Annotated in this window: 10 protein-coding genes; 4 read left to right on the top strand and 6 right to left on the bottom strand. The window is 71.5% G+C overall.

The features are described from left to right. Positions 1 to 3: 3 nt before the first annotated feature. The 5 genes from ACZ4MH_RS17280 to ACZ4MH_RS17260 form a co-directional block, all read right to left on the bottom strand. Positions 4 to 930, bottom strand: a complete 927-nt coding sequence (locus ACZ4MH_RS17280; RefSeq protein ID WP_351599158.1) for an ABC transporter permease — start codon at positions 928 to 930, stop codon at positions 4 to 6. Further along, positions 923 to 1,846, bottom strand: coding sequence for an ABC transporter permease (locus tag ACZ4MH_RS17275; protein ID WP_351599157.1), 924 nt, complete (start codon positions 1,844 to 1,846; stop codon positions 923 to 925). The genes ACZ4MH_RS17280 and ACZ4MH_RS17275 overlap by 8 nt, the downstream gene beginning before the upstream one ends. Positions 1,847 to 1,983: 137 nt before the next feature. Further along, entirely contained in the window at positions 1,984 to 3,612 is a 1,629-nt protein-coding gene (locus ACZ4MH_RS17270) for a peptide ABC transporter substrate-binding protein (protein ID WP_351599156.1), read from the bottom strand. Between the two features lie 488 nt (positions 3,613 to 4,100). Beyond that, positions 4,101 to 6,008 (bottom strand): translational GTPase TypA, encoded by a 1,908-nt coding sequence (gene typA / locus ACZ4MH_RS17265; protein WP_351602202.1) that lies wholly within the window; start codon positions 6,006 to 6,008, stop codon positions 4,101 to 4,103. A 148-nt stretch (positions 6,009 to 6,156) separates the two neighbouring features. Next, positions 6,157 to 8,931 (bottom strand): ABC transporter substrate-binding protein, encoded by a 2,775-nt coding sequence (locus tag ACZ4MH_RS17260; protein WP_467754548.1) that lies wholly within the window; start codon positions 8,929 to 8,931, stop codon positions 6,157 to 6,159. A gap of 307 nt (positions 8,932 to 9,238) precedes the next feature. Between ACZ4MH_RS17260 and ACZ4MH_RS17255 the strand changes: the two genes are divergently transcribed. The 4 genes from ACZ4MH_RS17255 (at position 9,239) to ACZ4MH_RS17240 (ending at position 13,197) form a co-directional block, all read left to right on the top strand. After that, positions 9,239 to 9,544 (top strand): hypothetical protein, encoded by a 306-nt coding sequence (locus ACZ4MH_RS17255; RefSeq protein ID WP_351599155.1) that lies wholly within the window; start codon positions 9,239 to 9,241, stop codon positions 9,542 to 9,544. Between the two features lie 84 nt (positions 9,545 to 9,628). Further along, a complete protein-coding gene (locus ACZ4MH_RS17250; protein ID WP_351599154.1) occupies positions 9,629 to 10,456 on the top strand; it encodes a hypothetical protein in 828 nt (275 codons plus the stop codon). A 24-nt stretch (positions 10,457 to 10,480) separates the two neighbouring features. Continuing rightward, positions 10,481 to 12,427, top strand: a complete 1,947-nt coding sequence (locus ACZ4MH_RS17245) for a fumarate reductase/succinate dehydrogenase flavoprotein subunit (RefSeq protein WP_351599153.1) — start codon at positions 10,481 to 10,483, stop codon at positions 12,425 to 12,427. Next, entirely contained in the window at positions 12,424 to 13,197 is a 774-nt protein-coding gene (locus ACZ4MH_RS17240) for a succinate dehydrogenase/fumarate reductase iron-sulfur subunit (protein WP_351599152.1), read from the top strand. Before ACZ4MH_RS17245 ends, ACZ4MH_RS17240 begins: the two co-directional genes overlap by 4 nt. 17 nt (positions 13,198 to 13,214) lie before the next feature. Here ACZ4MH_RS17240 and ACZ4MH_RS17235 read toward each other — a convergent pair whose 3' ends face one another. Beyond that, the gene (locus tag ACZ4MH_RS17235) at positions 13,215 to 15,935 is read right to left on the bottom strand and encodes a SpoIIE family protein phosphatase (RefSeq protein ID WP_351599151.1); all 2,721 of its coding nucleotides are present in this window, start codon (positions 15,933 to 15,935) and stop codon (positions 13,215 to 13,217) included. Positions 15,936 to 16,052: the final 117 nt, after the last annotated feature.

The following is a 16,052-nucleotide window of genomic DNA, read 5'->3' as shown; positions in this document are numbered from 1 at the left end:
CCCTCAGCGCAGCTTGGGGTCGAGGGCGTCGCGCACCGCGTCGCCGAGCATGATGAACGCCAGCACCGTAAGAGACAGCGCGCCCGCCGGGTACAGCAGGGTGTGCGGCGCGTTACGGATCTGGGTGGCGGCCTGGGAGATGTCGATGCCCCAGGAGACCGTCGGCGGCTTCAGGCCGACGCCGAGGAACGACAGAGTGGCTTCCAGCGAGATGTACGTACCGAGCGCGATGGTCGCCACGACGATGACGGGCGCGAGGGCGTTCGGCGCGATGTGCCGGAGCAGCATGCGCGGGGTGGACGCGCCGAGCGCGCGGGCCGCCTGCACGTAGTCCTGCTGCTTGGCGGTGATCACCGCGCCGCGCGCGATACGCGCGATCTGCGGCCAGCCGAGCACGGCCATCAGCAGCACGACCGTGAAGATCGAGCCGCCCTTGACGACGGACAGGAAGACGATGCCGCCGAGCAGGATCGGGATGCCGAAGAAGATGTCGCCGATCCGGGAGAGCAGCGAGTCCCACCAGCCGCCGAAGAAGCCGGCCAGGCCGCCCATGACGCAGCCGAGGACGGCGGCGAGGAGGGTGGTGCAGATGCCGACGGTGACGGAGGCGCGGGCGCCGTAGACCGTACGGGCGTAGACATCGCAGCCCTGCTTGTCGAAGCCGAAGGGGTGGCCGGGGGCCGCGCCCTGTGCGGACTTGGAGACGTCGCAGGCGTACGGGCTGGTGCTCGTCAGCAGGCTCGGCCAGATCGAGACGACGACGAGGAAGAGGATCAGTACGGCGGAGATGTAGAAGATCGGGTTACGGCGCAGGTCCGTCCAGGCGTCGCCCCAGAGGGAGCGGGCCTTGTCCTGCTGCTCGCCCCGCACGACCTCGGAGGCCGCCACGGCCGCCGCGGTGTGGGCGCTGGGGTCAATCACGTCAGGCATACCGGATCCTCGGGTCCAGGACCGCGTAGAGCAGGTCGACGAGCAGGTTGGCGGCGAGGAAGACGACCACGAGCACGGTCACGAAGCCGACGACGGTCGGCGCGTTCTGCCGCAGGATGCCCTGGTAGAGCTGGTAGCCGACGCCCTGGAGGTTGAAGATCCGCTCGGTGACGATGGCGCCGGCCATCAGGCCGCCGATGTCGGTGCCGAGGAAGGTGACGACCGGGATCAGGGAGTTGCGCAGCAGGTGCACGCTGATCACGCGGCGGCGCGGCAGGCCCTTGGCGGTGGCGGTGCGGATGTAGTCGGAGCGGATGTTCTCCGCGATGGAGGTGCGGGTCAGCCGGGCCACGTACGCCAGCGAGACGCCCGCGAGGACGATGCCGGGGAGGATCAGCTCCTCGAAGCGCACCTCGGTGGAGACCGACGGGGGCAGCGCGCCCCACTTCACGCCGACGAAGTACTGCAGCAGATAGCCGGTGACGAAGGTCGGGATGGAGATCACGAACAGGGTGAGGACCAGCACGCCGGTGTCGATCAGACGGCCGCGGCGCATACCCGCGACGACGCCGAGCCCGACGCCCACCACCAGCTCGATGACGAAGGCGACCAGGGTGAGCTGGATGGTGTTGGGGAAGGCGTCCCCCATCAGCTCGATGACCGGGCGGCCGTTGAAGGCCGTGCCGAAGTCGCCCTGGAAGATGCCCGCCATGTACTGCAGGTACTGGCTCCACAGCGGGTCGTTCAGGTGCAGGGACTCCCGGATCTGGGCGGCGGTCGCCGGGTCGGGGGTCCGGTCTCCGAACATGGCCGCGACGGGATCGCCGAGCGCGTAGACCATGACGAAGATCAGGAAAGTGGTGCCGATGAAGACCGGCACCATCTGGAGCAGTCGTCGCACGACGTAGCGCCCCATGTGTCCTCCAGAAATGCGCCGACGCGGGGGCAGCCGGGCCCGGGGCCTCCTCGACTTCGAAGAGGCGCGGGTGACCGGCTGCTCCCTGCCGCCGTGAGCGGTTGGTTCGGTGCGGCCCGCTCAGGGGCTGCGTCGGGTCAGCTCTTGACCTTGATCTGGGTGTAGACCGGGACGCTGAAGGCGTCGAGCTTGACGTCGGAGACGTTCTGCGACCAGCCGGCGACGCCGTTCTGGTAGAAGAGCGGGATGGAGACCATGTCGTCGAACACCAGCTTCTCGGCGTCCTGGTAGAGCTTGGTCGCCTTCTTGGTGTCCGGCTCGGCCGCGGCCTGCTTCAGCAGGTCGTCGAACTTCTTGTTGCTCCAGTGCGAGTCGTTGGAGCTGGCGCCGGTGGCGTACAGCGGCGTCAGGAAGTTCTCGATCTGCGGGTAGTCCATCTGCCAGCCGGCGCGGAAGCCGCTGGTCATCTCGCCCTTGGTGATCTGGCTGCGGAAGTCGCCGAAGGTGCCCACGGGGTTGCCCACGCACGCCTTGTCGTCGCCCAGCACCTTGTTGACGCTGTTGCAGACCGCGTCCACCCACTCCTTGTGGGAGTCCTTGTCCGCGTTGTAGCTGATGGTCATCTTCCCGCCGGGGAGGCCGCCGCCCTCCTTGATGAGCTTCTTGGCCTCGGTGGGGTTGTACGTGCAGGCGTCGCCGCAGACGTCCTTGCTGTAGCCGTTGGCGGCACCGAGCACCGGGGAGGTGAGGTCGGTGGCCGGCGTACGCGTGCCGTTGTAGATCTTCTCGGTGATCTGCTTGCGGTCGATCGCCATGGAGATGCCCTTGCGGACCTTCTCCATGCCCGGCTTGCTCCACGCGCCCTTGTCGACCGGGAAGGTGATGGTCTGGTTGATGCCGGCCGGCTGCGAGACGTAGTTGCCCTGCAGGTCGGTCTTGGCGTTCTTGATCTGCTCGGCGGGCAGGCTGTCGAGCACGTCGATGTTGCCGGCCTGCAGGTCGGAGTAGGCGGTGTTGGAGTCCGTGTAGACCTTCAGCAGCACGCCCTTGTTCTGCGGCGCGTCGTCGCCCTTGTACTTCTTGTTGGGCACGAGCTTCATCTGCGTGCCCTTCTGGTACGAGGCGACCGCGTACGGGCCGTTGCCGATGGGCTTGTCCAGGTAGCCCTTGTGGTCCGTGAAGAACTTCTTCGGCAGCGGCGCGAACGCCTTGTAGCCCAGGCGGATCGGCCAGGTCGACATCTTCTGGGTCAGCTTGACCGTGAAGGTGTGGTCGTCGACGACCTTCAGGCCCGACAGGGTCTTCGCGGTCGGCTTGCCCTTGGCCGGGGCGACCTTGTCGTAGCCCTCGATGTCGGCGAAGAAGTAGCTGTTCTTCTGCTGGTTGGTGGCCAGCGCGCCGTAATTCCAGGCGTCGACGAAGGAGTTGGCGGTCAGCGGCTCGCCGTTGGAGAACGTCAGGCCCTTCTTCACCTTGATGGTGAAGGTCTGCTGGTCCTTGGTGTCGATGGACTCGGCGGCGTCGTTCGTGGCCGCGCCGGTCTCCGGGTCGTACTTCTTGAGGTTCTGGAAGATCATGTCCAGGACCTTGCCGCCCTGCACCTCAGTGGTGTTGGCGGGCTCCAGCGGGTTCTGCGGGTCGCCCCAGGCGGACCGTACGACTCCGGCCTCGGAACCCGCGCTGTCACCGCTTCCGCCGCACGCCGTCACACCGAGGGCGATGGCTATGGCTCCTGCGACCCAAGTGGCGCTTCTGGCACCGCGCATGGGACTGCCTCCTCATGAGTCCATTCGTGACATGGAAAGGAGCCGGCCGTCCGCTGACACCCCTGACAGCGCGCGACCAGCCCCCGATGCTCGTGAGTCGGCGCCTTGCACAGCGCGTGACCCATTGACCCGAGCTCAATAGCCCCCATCCTCAGTCACGTTCGCCCCATAAGCCACGAGTTAGTGGTTACTTTTTGGTCACATCGCGGAGAGACCGGTTCGGAATCCGGACAAACCAATCTATCCAGACGGGAACGAAAGGGACTCCATGCCACCGTCCGCTCACACTCCGTCCGCCATCCGAACGGCCGCCGAACTGTGCGGGGTTCAGGCACTCTTGACACCCCGCCAACCGGCGGGGTAAGGACCCGCCGTTGGGCGGGTGGCGCGGTGGGCCGGCGGTCAGGCGGCCGGTCGCGGCGCACACGCCGACGGCCCGGCCCCCGCGCTGTGCGGGGCCGGGCCGTCGGACGGGACTGCGGGGCGCGTCAGTTGTGCTTGGCGCGCGAGGCGGCGCGGGCGCGCTCGCGGGCGTCCAGGTTCACCTTGCGGATGCGGACGGCCTCCGGGGTGACCTCGACGCACTCGTCGTCGCGGCAGAACTCCAGGGACTGCTCCAGGGAGAGCTTGCGCGGCGGCACGATCGCCTCGAAGGAGTCGGCCGAGGAGGAGCGCATGTTGGTGAGCTTCTTCTCCTTGGTGATGTTGACGTCCATGTCGTCGGCGCGGCTGTTCTCGCCGACGATCATGCCCTCGTACACCTCGGTGCCGGGCTCGGTGAAGAGCACACCGCGCTCCTGGAGGTTGGTCATCGCGAAGGCGGTGACCGAACCGGAGCGGTCGGCGACCAGGGAGCCGTTGTTACGGGTCGTCAGCGTGCCGAACCAGGGCTCGTGGCCCTCGTGGATCGAGTGCGCGATGCCGGTGCCGCGGGTGTTGGTCAGGAACTCCGTACGGAAGCCGATCAGACCGCGGGACGGCACGATGAACTCCATGCGGACCCAGCCGGAGCCGTGGTTGGACATGTTGTCCATCCGGCCCTTGCGGACGCCCATGAGCTGCGTGACCGCGCCCATGTGCTCCTCGGGCACGTCGATGGTCATGCGCTCGGTCGGCTCGTAGGTCTTGCCGTCGACCTCCTTGGTGACCACCTGCGGCTTGCCGATGGTCATCTCGAAGCCCTCACGGCGCATCTGCTCGACCAGGATGGCCAGCGCCAGCTCACCGCGGCCCTGCACCTCCCAGGCGTCGGGGCGCTCGGTGTCCAGCACGCGCAGCGAGACGTTACCGATCAGCTCGCGCTCCAGGCGGTCCTTCACCTGGCGGGCGGTGACCTTGCGGTCCTTGACCGCGGCCTTGGCGTCCGCGCCCTTGCCCGTGCCGCCGCGGCCGACCAGCGGCGAGGTGTTCGTACCGATGGTCATCGAGATCGCGGGCTCGTCGACCGTGATCAGCGGCAGCGCGACCGGGTTCTCCGGGTCGGCCAGCGTCTCGCCGATCATGATGTCGGGGATACCGGCGACGGCGCAGATGTCACCGGGGCCCGCCACCTCGGCCGGCTTGCGGGTCAGCGCCTCGGTCATCATCAGCTCGGTGATGCGGACGTTCTGGATCGAGCCGTCGCGCTTCATCCACGCGACCGTCTGGCCCTTGCGCAGCTCGCCCTGCTCGACGCGGAGCAGCGCGATACGGCCGAGGAAGTTGTCCGCGTCGAGGTTGGTGACGTGGGCCTGCAGCGGCGCGGCCTCGTCGTACTCGGGGGCCGGGACGGTCTCCAGGAGCGCGGTGAAGAACGGCTCCAGGTTCGTGCTGTCGGCCGGGACGGTGCCGTCCTCCGGCTTGGTCAGCGACGCGACGCCGTCACGGGCGCAGGCGTAGACGATCGGGAACTCGATCTGGTCCTCGTCCGCGTCCAGGTCCAGGAACAGGTCGTACGTCTCGTCGACGACCTCGGCGATCCGGGAGTCGGGGCGGTCGGTCTTGTTGATGCACAGGATGACCGGCATCTTCGCGGCCAGCGCCTTGCGCAGCACGAAGCGGGTCTGCGGCAGCGGCCCCTCGGAGGCGTCGACCAGCAGGACGACCGCGTCGACCATCGACAGACCGCGCTCGACCTCACCGCCGAAGTCGGCGTGGCCGGGGGTGTCGATGATGTTGATCGTGATCGGGTCCCCGCCGGCCTTCGGGTGATACTTCACCGCGGTGTTCTTGGCGAGGATCGTGATGCCCTTCTCACGCTCCAGGTCGTTGGAGTCCATCATGCGCTCGTCGAGGTTCTCGGCGGCGTGCGCGGCGAAGGCTCCCGCCTGCTTGAGCATGGCGTCGACAAGGGTGGTCTTGCCGTGGTCGACGTGGGCGACGATGGCGACGTTACGAATGTCGTGGCGCGTGGGCACTTGCGGCGCTTCTCCCGGAATTGTGGTTGACGGCGCGTACGGTCCGGCACGCGCGCCCGCCGGGCATGCAGACGCCACGGCCTCACTCCATCGTACGGGGCTGGCGCGGCATTGGCCGCCCCAGCCCGTTCGCACCCGCCCTGACCTGCTACTTCTTGTAACCGATGTCCTGGTAGACGGGCGTCGCGAAGCCGAAAGCGCCCACATTGGCCAGCCCGGACCTGGCCGCGACGAGCTGCGGCTGCCGGTACAGCGGGATCGATCCTGCGGCCGCCCAGATCCGCTGGTCGGCCTGGCCGACGAGGTCCCGGGCCGCGTCCGGGTCGAGCTCGGCGGACGCCTGGTCGAAGAGCTGGTCGATCCGGTCGGTACCGACCCGGGTGTAGTTCTGCTCGACGGTCAGCGAGCCGTCGGCGGCGGGCCGGGGCTTGGCGTAGATGGGCCGGGCGTCGGTGGCCGGGTAGGCGCTGCCGGGCCAGGAGTAGAGCGCCAGGTCGTAGTCGCCGGACGCGATGTGGTCCTCGAAGTAGCTCTTGTCGGCCACCTTCTGCACGGTCGTCCGTACGCCGATCTTCATCAGCATTTCGGAGATCCGGTCGGCCACCGTACGGAGCTGGGCGGTGCCGGGGCCGTCGGGCAGGACGAAGCGCAGCATGAGCGGCCGGCCGTTCTTCTTCACGAAGACGGCGCTCTTGCGGGCCGCGGCGTCGTCCTTGCCGTGTGCGTGCCCGCCGCCCTTGGCGTCCTTGCCGGTCCTGGCGTCCTCGCCGGCCTTTCCGGCCTTGTCGCCGTGGGCGTTCTTCTCGTCGTCCGCGCCCGGCGCGTTCCCGGCCTGGGCGCCGCCCTGGGCGGCCGGCCGCTGCCGTGCCGCGGCCCCGTCCGCACGCTCCGCCCCGTCCGCCCGCTCGGCCGCGGCCGCGAGCCGGTTCCGCTCGGCGGCGGCCGCGGCCTCCCGGGCCTGGATGGCGCTGAGCGGGCCGGCCGGCCCGGTGCCCGCGACCTCCCGGCCCGCGCCCGGCTTGGTGTCGTCCCAGCCCGGCAGCCCGGAGCCGGCCGCGAGCGCGGTGGGCTCCCGCTGGGCGGCCTCCGCCAGCACGTCGGCCGCGTCCCAGGCGTCCGCCGCCCGGCCGCTGGCCCGCTCGTACGACGCGTACGCCGCCGACCCGGTGTCCCCCGCGGCGTGCCGCCGGTCGGCGCGCGCCGCCGCGTCGTACAGCGCCGCGCTCTGCCGCAGCAGCGCCACCCGCTGGAGCCCCGCCGACCCGGGGCCGGTCAGCGCGGAGAGCGGGGCGGCACCGGTCGCGGGACCGGCCGCGGGCCCGGCCGCCGGGCGGTCGGCCCCGGAGCGGGCGGAGCCGCCGTGCGGCTGCCGGGCGCCGGGCGCGTCGGGGGCGTGCGCGCCGTCGGCGTCCCGCTGCCCGTTCCCGTCGCCCGTCCGACCCTTCTCGTCGTCCGTCCGCCCGTTCTCCCCGTCCGTCCGGCCGCCGTCCGCCGCGCTGCGCCGCTGCTGCGCCTCGCGCTCGCCGGGCTGCGCGTCGGTCTTCTCCTCGGCGCCGCCCTGCGGCATCCGCCAGCCCGCGTCGGCCAGCAGCGCCTGGGCGGCGGCGGTGTCCTGGCCGCCCAGCGCGGCGCTGTTGTCGCGGTACCCGGGCTGCCCGGCGAGCAGCAGGTGGCTGCCGACCGGCGCCGCGGGCAGCCGGAGCGGGCCCAGTACCTCCTTCGCCAGCGCGCCGCGGTCGATGGCGCGGGCCACCGCGCGGCGGACCCGCTCGTCGGTGAGCGGCCCCGTGCTGCCGTTGAGGGCGAGCTGCGTGAAGGACGGCGAGAGGGCGCGGTGGAGGGTGTAGCCGCGCAGCTGTGCGCGGCGCTCGGCGGCGGCCGCGGCCTCCTTGCGGTGCCGCTGCTCCACCTTGCGCTCGGCGTCGGTGCCGCGGGCCAGCGCCTGGTGGCGCAGCGCGTCGGCGGAGACGGCGCCGCGCGGCGCGTCGTCCCCGACGGCGGCCTGCTGGTTCCCGCCGCTCGCCGTGGTGAGCTCCTTGGCCGTGCCGCGGTCGATCTCCGCGACGTCGATCTTCCCCTTGGCCAGCGCGGCGGGCCGCTTCGTGGCGGGCAGCTCGGTCAGCACGATCTTCTTCAGCCGGGCCCGGGCGCCCCACCACTTCGCGTTCCGTACGAGGGTGACCGTGCCGGCCTCGGCGTCCCGCTTCTTCACCCGGAACGGCCCGGCGCTGCTCGCGAGCTTCTTGCGCGCGCCGTCGTTGAACGCCGCCGGGCTGCCCATGACGCTCTTCGGGTACAGCGGCGTGAAGAGCGACTGCCAGTCGGCGTACGGACGGTCGAAGGTCACCCGGACCTCGCCGGGACCGGCGCCCGGCTCGACCTTCTCGATGCGGTCGTAACCGGCGTTGCGCGCCGTCCAGTACGCGGCGTTCCTGCCCCGCAGCGCCTTCCACTGCGCGGCGAAGTCGGCCGCCGAGATCCTCCGGCCGTCGCTCCAGCGCGCCGCGGGGTTGAGGCTGTACCGCACGACCTGCTTCGGCTCGCGCTGGGTGACCTCGGCGGCCTTGAGGTAGTCGGGGTTGTGCTGCGGCACGCCGTTGGCGTCCAGGGTGAACAGCGCGGGCAGCACGGCGCCCGCCACCGTGTCCGTGCTCTCGCCGGCGTCCGCCTGGAAGGCGTTGAAGGTGCCGGGCAGCTCGTCCACGGCCCAGCGCACCGTGCCGCCGTCGCGCAGCGTCGCCGGGGCCGCCGGGGCGATGTCCTGGCTCCCGGCGCCGGCCGGCCGCGCCTCGTCACCGCCGCTGCAGCCGGCCAGTACGGGCAGCGGGAGCAGCGCGCCCGCGGTGAGGAGCGCGACCCGGCGGCGCCCGCGGCCCGCCGTCCGGCCGCCGCTCGCGCCCTGCGGTCCGACGTCGTCGGTCATCCTGTTACCTCCGGGCTCGCCCGTGCGGCGGCGCCGCCGCTGATCACATTCGGCCGACTTTGCGGCTCATCACATCTATGGCCCGTCCACTCAAAACGACGGCGCGCCGCGCGCCCCGGCGACACGACGGCCCTACTCCCCAAGGCCACCCGCCCGGCCCAACGCATTCCGGTACGACCGGTCACGCCCCCCTATGCGCCATCGTGACCCGGAATACCGGCGAATCCCTTCCCAACCGCGACTGTGACGCGCGACACTCGCAGGCGCATGAGATTGCCGACCGCACCCTCGGAAGTGAGGGCTCGTCATGTCCTTGCACGATGATCTGACGGCTGTGCAGCGCAGCCTGGACGACCTGGTCCGCTCGGTGGGACGCCTGGAGCAGCGGGTCGGCGGCGGACTGGAGATCCGCCGGGTCCGCAGCGACACCGAGCACCTGCGCGAAAGCCTCGAACTGCTGCGCGCGCAGTCCGCGACCGACTCCGGCGACCGGCCGGTGGAAGGCCGCGCGGTGTCCGACATGGTGACCATCCCGGACGCCCCGTACGACGCCTCCCTGTGGACCGACGCCGAGGACGAGGGGCTGGGCGCCCGCGACCGCCGCGCCCCGTAGCGACGCGACCACCGCGCACCGCAAGCGACTCACGCCCGGCCGTCCCCCCTCAGCCCTGTCACCCCCCGCTCACGGAGACCGACGTTGGCCACAGGCACCGAACCTTCATCGAAAACCGGCGCGAGCGGGGTGCACGGCCCCGCTCGCGCCGCCATCCCCGCCCGTCACCTGCGCACCGAACGCTGGTGGCTGTACCCGGCGAGCACCGCGGCCGGGCTGCTCGCGTTCGTCGTGTACTCGACGTGGCGGGCGTTCGCGAACGCCGACTACTACCACGCGCCCTACGTCTCGCCGTTCTACTCCCCCTGCCTCGCGGAGAACTGCGCGACGATGCGGCACGGCCCCAACTGGGACCTGTTCGGCAGCTGGTGGGGCCTGTCCCCCGCGCTGCTGATCCTGATCTTCCCGCTGGGCTTCCGGCTGACCTGCTACTACTACCGCAAGGCGTACTACCGCGGCTTCTGGGCCTCGCCCCCGGCCTGCGCGGTCGCCGAGCCGCACAAGACCTACAGCGGCGAGACCCGCTTCCCGCTGATCCTGCAGAACATCCACCGGTACTTCTTCTACGCCGCGCTGCTGGTCGCGGGCGTGCTGACGTACGACACCGTGCTCGCCTTCCGCGACGCGAGCTACGCGTGGGGTCACATGGGGCTCGGCGGCCTGGTCTTCCTCGTCAACATCGGGCTGATCTGGGCTTACACCCTCTCCTGCCACTCCTGCCGGCACATCGTCGGCGGCCGCCTGAAGCACTTCTCCAGGCACCCCGTGCGCTACCGGCTGTGGGGCTGGGTCGGCAAGCTCAACGCCCGGCACGCGGCGCTCGCCTGGGCCTCGCTGATCAGCGTGGCCGCCGCCGACTTCTACGTCTACCTGCTGTCCGTCGGGGCCTTCGACGATCCGCGGTTCTTCTAGAGCTTCCAGGAAGGTGCGCAATTCATGACGCAAGTCGAACGGCAGGCCTGGGACGTGGTCGTGGTGGGCGCGGGCGGCGCCGGGCTGCGGGCCGCCATCGAGGCCCGCGAGCAGGGCATGCGGACGGCGGTGATCTGCAAGTCGCTCTTCGGCAAGGCCCATACGGTCATGGCCGAGGGCGGCATCGCCGCCAGCATGGGCAACGTCAACGAGGGCGACAACTGGAAGGTCCACTTCCGCGACACGATGCGCGGCGGGAAGTTCCTGAACCACTGGCGGATGGCCGAGCTGCACGCGCGCGAGGCCCCGGACCGGGTCTGGGAGCTGGAGACCTGGGGCGCGCTCTTCGACCGCACGCCCGACGGCCGCATCTCGCAGCGCAACTTCGGCGGGCACGAGTACCCGCGCCTCGCGCACGTCGGCGACCGTACGGGCCTGGAGCTGATCCGCACTCTCCAGCAGAAGATCGTCTCGCTGCAGCAGGAGGACGAGCGGGAGTTCGGCGCATACGACGCGCGCCTGAAGGTGTTCCAGGAGTGCACGGTCACCCGCGTATTGAAAGAGGACGGCCGGGTGGCAGGAACGTTCTGTTACGAGCGGGAGTCCGGCCGGTTCTTCGTCCTGGAGGCACCCGCCGTGGTGCTGGCCACCGGCGGCATCGGCAAGTCCTTCAAGGTCACCTCGAATTCGTGGGAGTACACGGGCGACGGCCACGCGCTGGCGCTGCTCGCGGGCGCGCCGCTCGTCAACATGGAGTTCGTGCAGTTCCACCCCACCGGCATGGTCTGGCCGCCGTCGGTGAAGGGCATCCTCGTCACCGAGTCGGTGCGCGGCGACGGCGGGGTGCTGCGCAACAGCGACGGCAAGCGCTTCATGTTCGACTACATCCCGGACGTCTTCAAGGAGAAGTACGCGCAGTCCGAGGACGAGGGCGACCGCTGGTACGACGACCCCGACAGCAACCGCCGGCCGCCCGAGCTGCTGCCCCGCGACGAGGTCGCGCGGGCCATCAACGCCGAGGTCAAGGCGGGCCGCGGCTCCCCGCACGGCGGCGTCTTCCTGGACGTCTCCACGCGGATGCCGGCCGAGGTGATCCGGCGCCGGCTGCCCTCCATGCACCACCAGTTCAAGGAGCTGGCGGACGTGGACATCACGACCGAGGCGATGGAGGTCGGACCGACCTGCCACTACGTCATGGGCGGCGTGGACGTCGACCCGGACACCGCGGCAGCGGCCGGCGTCCCCGGGCTGTTCGCCGCGGGCGAGGTCGCCGGCGGCATGCACGGCTCCAACCGGCTCGGCGGCAACTCCCTCTCCGACCTGCTGGTCTTCGGGCGGCGCGCTGGACTGTACGCGGCGGAGTACGCGGCCGGGCTCACGCACGGGCTGCGGCCCGCCGTGGACCCGCGGGAGATCGAGGTGGCCGAGGCGGAGGCGCTGCGGCCGTTCAGCGCGGAGGGCGCGGACACGCTGCACGCCGGGGGTCCGGCGGAGAATCCGTACACCCTGCACCAGGAGCTCCAGCAGGCGATGAACGACCTGGTGGGCATCATCCGGCGGCAGTCGGAGATGGAGCAGGCGCTGGAGAAGCTGGCCGGCCTGCGGGTGCGGGCGCGGCGGGCCGGGGTGGAGGGCCACCGGCAGTACAACCCCGGCTGGCACCTCTCCATCGACCTGCGGAACATGCTGCTGGTCAGCGAGTGCGTGGCGCGGGCCGCGCTGACGCGCAAGGAGAGCCGCGGCGGCCACACCCGCGAGGACCACCCCGAGATGGACCGCCGCTGGCGCCGCGTCAACCTGCTGTGCCGGCTGGCCACGAACGACGGCCGCCCCGAACTCCCCGAAGACCCGGCGCTCGCCCACATCCAATTGGAACGGCGGGAGACGCCGGCGATCCGCGCCGACCTTCTGGAGCTGTTCGAGCGGGACGAACTGGCGAAGTACCTGACGGACGAGGAGCTGAGCTCGTGAGTTCGTACGACGCGCACTTCAGGGTGTGGCGGGGGGACGCTGCGGGCGGCAGCCTCGGCGACTTCACCGTCGAGGTCAACGAGGGCGAGGTGGTGCTGGACATCATCCACCGGCTGCAGGCCACCCAGGCGCCGGACCTGGCCGTGCGCTGGAACTGCAAGGCCGGCAAGTGCGGTTCCTGCAGCGCGGAGATCAACGGCCGGCCCCGGCTGCTGTGCATGACACGGATGTCCGTCTTCGACCGCGCGGAGACGGTCACGGTCACCCCGATGCGGGCCTTCCCCGTCATCCGCGACCTGGTCACGGACGTCTCCTTCAACTACGCCAAGGCCCGCGAGGTGCCGTCCTTCGTGCCGCCCGCCGACCTCAAGCCCGGCGAGTACCGCATGCGGCAGGAGGACGTCGGCCGCTCCCAGGAGTTCCGGAAGTGCATCGAGTGCTTCCTCTGCCAGGACACCTGCCACGTCGTCCGCGACCACGAGGAGAACAAGGAGGCGTTCGCCGGCCCCCGCTTCCTGATGCGCATCGCCGAACTGGACATGCACCCGCTGGACGCGGCGGCGGACGAGGGCCTGGACCGCAAGAGCACCGCCCAGGACGACCACGGCCTGGGCTACTGCAACATCACCAAGTGCTGCACCGAGGTCTGCCCCGAACACATCCGCATCACCGACAACGCGCTGATCCCGCTGAAGGAGCGGGCGGCGGACCGCAAGTACGACCCGTTGATCTGGCTGGGCAAGACGATCCGCCGACGCCGGTCGGGGTGACCCGGCCGGCGTGACGGTCAGAACAGGTCCAGCAGCGCATCCGTCGGATCCGGCGCCTTGGTGTCCCCGTCGGGCAGGTCGAGCTCGAACCAGACGGTCTTGCCCCGCGGCGTACGGCGGCTGCCCCAGCCCCTGCTGAGGAGGCCGACGAGCTGGAGGCCGCGGCCGCCCTCGTCGGTGTCCCGCGCCCGCCGCCGCCGCGGCTGTGCGAGGTCCGCGTCCCAGACCTCACAGACCAGGGTGCGGTCCAGCAGGAGGCGCAGCCGGATGTCGCCGTGGCCGTGCCGCAAGGCGTTCGTGACCAGCTCGCTGACCAGCAGTTCGGTGGTGTCGACGAGGGGCTCCAGGCCCCAGTCGGTGAGCTGGTCGCGGGCCAGTTCGCGGGCGCGGGCGACCGAGCGGGCCTCGGGGGCGAGGTTCCAGTCGCCGACCGCGTCCTTCGGCAGGCCGTGCACCCGGGCCATCAGCAGGGCGATGTCGTCCTCGCCGTGCCGGGTGTCCAGCGCGGACAGTACGTGGTCGCAGGCGTCCTCCAGTGGGCGGCCCGCCTCCGACAGGGCCGCGCGGAACGCCTGCAGACCCTCGTCGAGCGGGTGGTCCCGGGACTCGACCAGGCCGTCGGTGTACAGCGCGAGCAGCGCGCCGTCCGGCAGCTCGACCTCGATCTCCTCGAAGGGCTCGCCGCCGACGCCCAGCGGCATGCCGGGCGGGACGTCGAGGAGGAGAGCGTCCTCGCCCTCCTCGACCAGGACCGGCGGCAGGTGGCCGGCGTTGGCGAACGTACATCGCCGGGTGACCGGGTCGTAGACGGCGTACACGCAGGTGGCGAGGTAGACCTCGGAGAGGTCGGTGGCGCGGTCGGTGCGCCGGGAGCCCGCGTGCGGTCCCGCCTCCGCTCCGGCGTCCGCGCCCGCTGCCGTACTCCCGTACGCGCCCGCTGCCGCGCCGATGTCCGCGCCCGCTTGCGGACCGGCGCCCCCGGCGGCTCCGCGCCCCCGCGGGCCCGAACGCCCGTCGCTGCCCGTGGCCCCCAGCCCGCGCGCGATCTCGTCGAGCGCCGAGAGCACCTCGGCCGGCTCCAGGTCCAGCAGCGCCAACGTCCGCACCGCCGTACGCAGTTCACCCATGGCGACGGCGGCGCGCAGGCCGCGCCCCATGACGTCGCCGACGACCAGGGCCGTGCGGTGGCCGGGCAGCTCGATGACGTCGAACCAGTCGCCGCCGACCTCCGTGGCGGTCGTACCCGGCAGATAGCGGCAGGCGATGTCCAGGCCCGCCGCCTCCGGGTCGCCGGGCGGCAGCAGGCTGCGCTGGAGGATCAGCGCGCGCTCGTGCTCGCGGCGGTACAGCCGGGCGTTGTCGATGCAGACGGCGGCGCGCGCGGCCAGCTCCACGGCGAGCGCGGTGTCCCGCTCGCCGAAGGACTCACTGCCCTTCGTCCGCGAGAACTGCACGAGGCCGACGACGGTGTCGCGGGCGACCATCGGCACGGCGAGCGTCGAGTGCACGACCGCGCGGCCCAGTTCGGGCCGCTCGTCGGTCTCGCGGCCCGGGATGATCTGCGCCTCGGCCGTACGGAGCGCCCCCGCACAGGGGGAGTTGAAGGGGAAACGGTGCACCGCGCCGACCGCGACCGGCGCGCCGTCGTCCTCCGCCGCGTCCCCGCCCGGGGCGCTGCCGCGGCCGCCGCCCTCCGGGAGCGGCCCGTCGGACACGGCGCTGGCGAAGGCGACCCGGCGCAGCTCGGCGCTGCCGTCGGTCATGCCGGGCGGCGCCTCGTCCCCGGCCAGCAGCCCTTGGTACAGGTCGACCGAGGCCAGGTCGCAGAACTGCGGCACGGCGACGTCGAGGAGGGTGCGGGCGGTGGTCTCCAGGTCCAGCGAATTGCCTATGCGCGCCCCCGCTTCGTTCAGCAGGGCCAGATTGCGGCGGGCGTTGGCGGCCTCCCGCTCGGCGCGGCGGCGGCCCGTGACGTCGGAGGCGAGGGCCGCGACCCCGATGGGGCGGCCGCTGGCGCTGTGCAGCCGGTACAGCGACACCGACCAGCGGCGGCGCTCGTCCGTGCCGTGCGGCGTGCCCACCAGCTGCATCTCGGCGACCGGGTCGCCGGTCTCCAGGACCCGGCGCAGCGCGGCGTTGAGCCGCTCGGCCTCGGGGCGTGGCAGGTACTCCTCGGGCGCCGCGCCCTGGAACCTGCTCGGCGGGCCGCCGAAGACCGTGGCGAAGCGCTCGTTGACCCGGCGCAGCCGCAGGTCCGTGCCGAAGAGCATGAACCCGATCGGGGACTGTCCGAAAACCGCCTGCGCGGCGGCGAGGTCGGTCTCGATGCCGCGCAGCGCCCGTACGTCGACGACCAGGCAGACCGCGGCGCGCTCGCCGGTGCCGGTCTCGGACGGCATGACGTAGATCTCGGCGAGGCCGTCGACGGGCGCTTCCGGGCCCGTGCGGTACGGCACCAGGCCGGTCCATTCGCGGCCGTCGAGGATCTCGCTGACCGTCCTGTGCCCGGCCTCGCGCAGCTCGCGCGGGACGAACGCCTCCACCGGATCCTGCCCTATGGCGTCCTTGGCGGGGATGCCGAGCATGTCGGCGGCGCGGCGGCTCCACTGCTCGATGCGGCCGTCGGGGCCCAGGGCGAAGGAGGCGACGCGGATGTAGTCGTAGATCGATCCGGGCGCGCTGCTCTGCCAGACGGGCGGGCCGTCCGGTACGTCCATCCGGCCCGACCCATCCCTCATCGCAGGGTGTTCCTCACCCGCTGACATCTCGCTCACGAGCCCCGTCCCCTCCAGCTCATCGTGCCCGGACCGGACAGGCCGAGTATCCAGCAACACGGCTATCCGGAACACGGTCCT

Source organism: Streptomyces sp. NPDC026301 (genome assembly GCF_055567935.1).
This window is presented reverse-complemented; position numbering and strand designations above follow the sequence as displayed.

Excerpts from the sequence above, each read along its gene's own strand:
- ACZ4MH_RS17280 (WP_351599158.1), bottom strand. The coding sequence starts at position 930 with ATGCCTGACGTGATTGACCCCAGCGCCCACACCGCGGCGGCCGTGGCG.
- ACZ4MH_RS17275 (WP_351599157.1), bottom strand. The coding sequence starts at position 1,846 with ATGGGGCGCTACGTCGTGCGACGACTGCTCCAGATGGTGCCGGTCTTC.
- ACZ4MH_RS17270 (WP_351599156.1), bottom strand. The coding sequence starts at position 3,612 with ATGCGCGGTGCCAGAAGCGCCACTTGGGTCGCAGGAGCCATAGCCATC.
- ACZ4MH_RS17260 (WP_467754548.1), bottom strand. The coding sequence starts at position 8,931 with ATGACCGACGACGTCGGACCGCAGGGCGCGAGCGGCGGCCGGACGGCG.
- ACZ4MH_RS17255 (WP_351599155.1), top strand. The coding sequence starts at position 9,239 with ATGTCCTTGCACGATGATCTGACGGCTGTGCAGCGCAGCCTGGACGAC.
- ACZ4MH_RS17245 (WP_351599153.1), top strand. The coding sequence starts at position 10,481 with ATGACGCAAGTCGAACGGCAGGCCTGGGACGTGGTCGTGGTGGGCGCG.
- ACZ4MH_RS17235 (WP_351599151.1), bottom strand. The coding sequence starts at position 15,935 with ATGAGGGATGGGTCGGGCCGGATGGACGTACCGGACGGCCCGCCCGTC.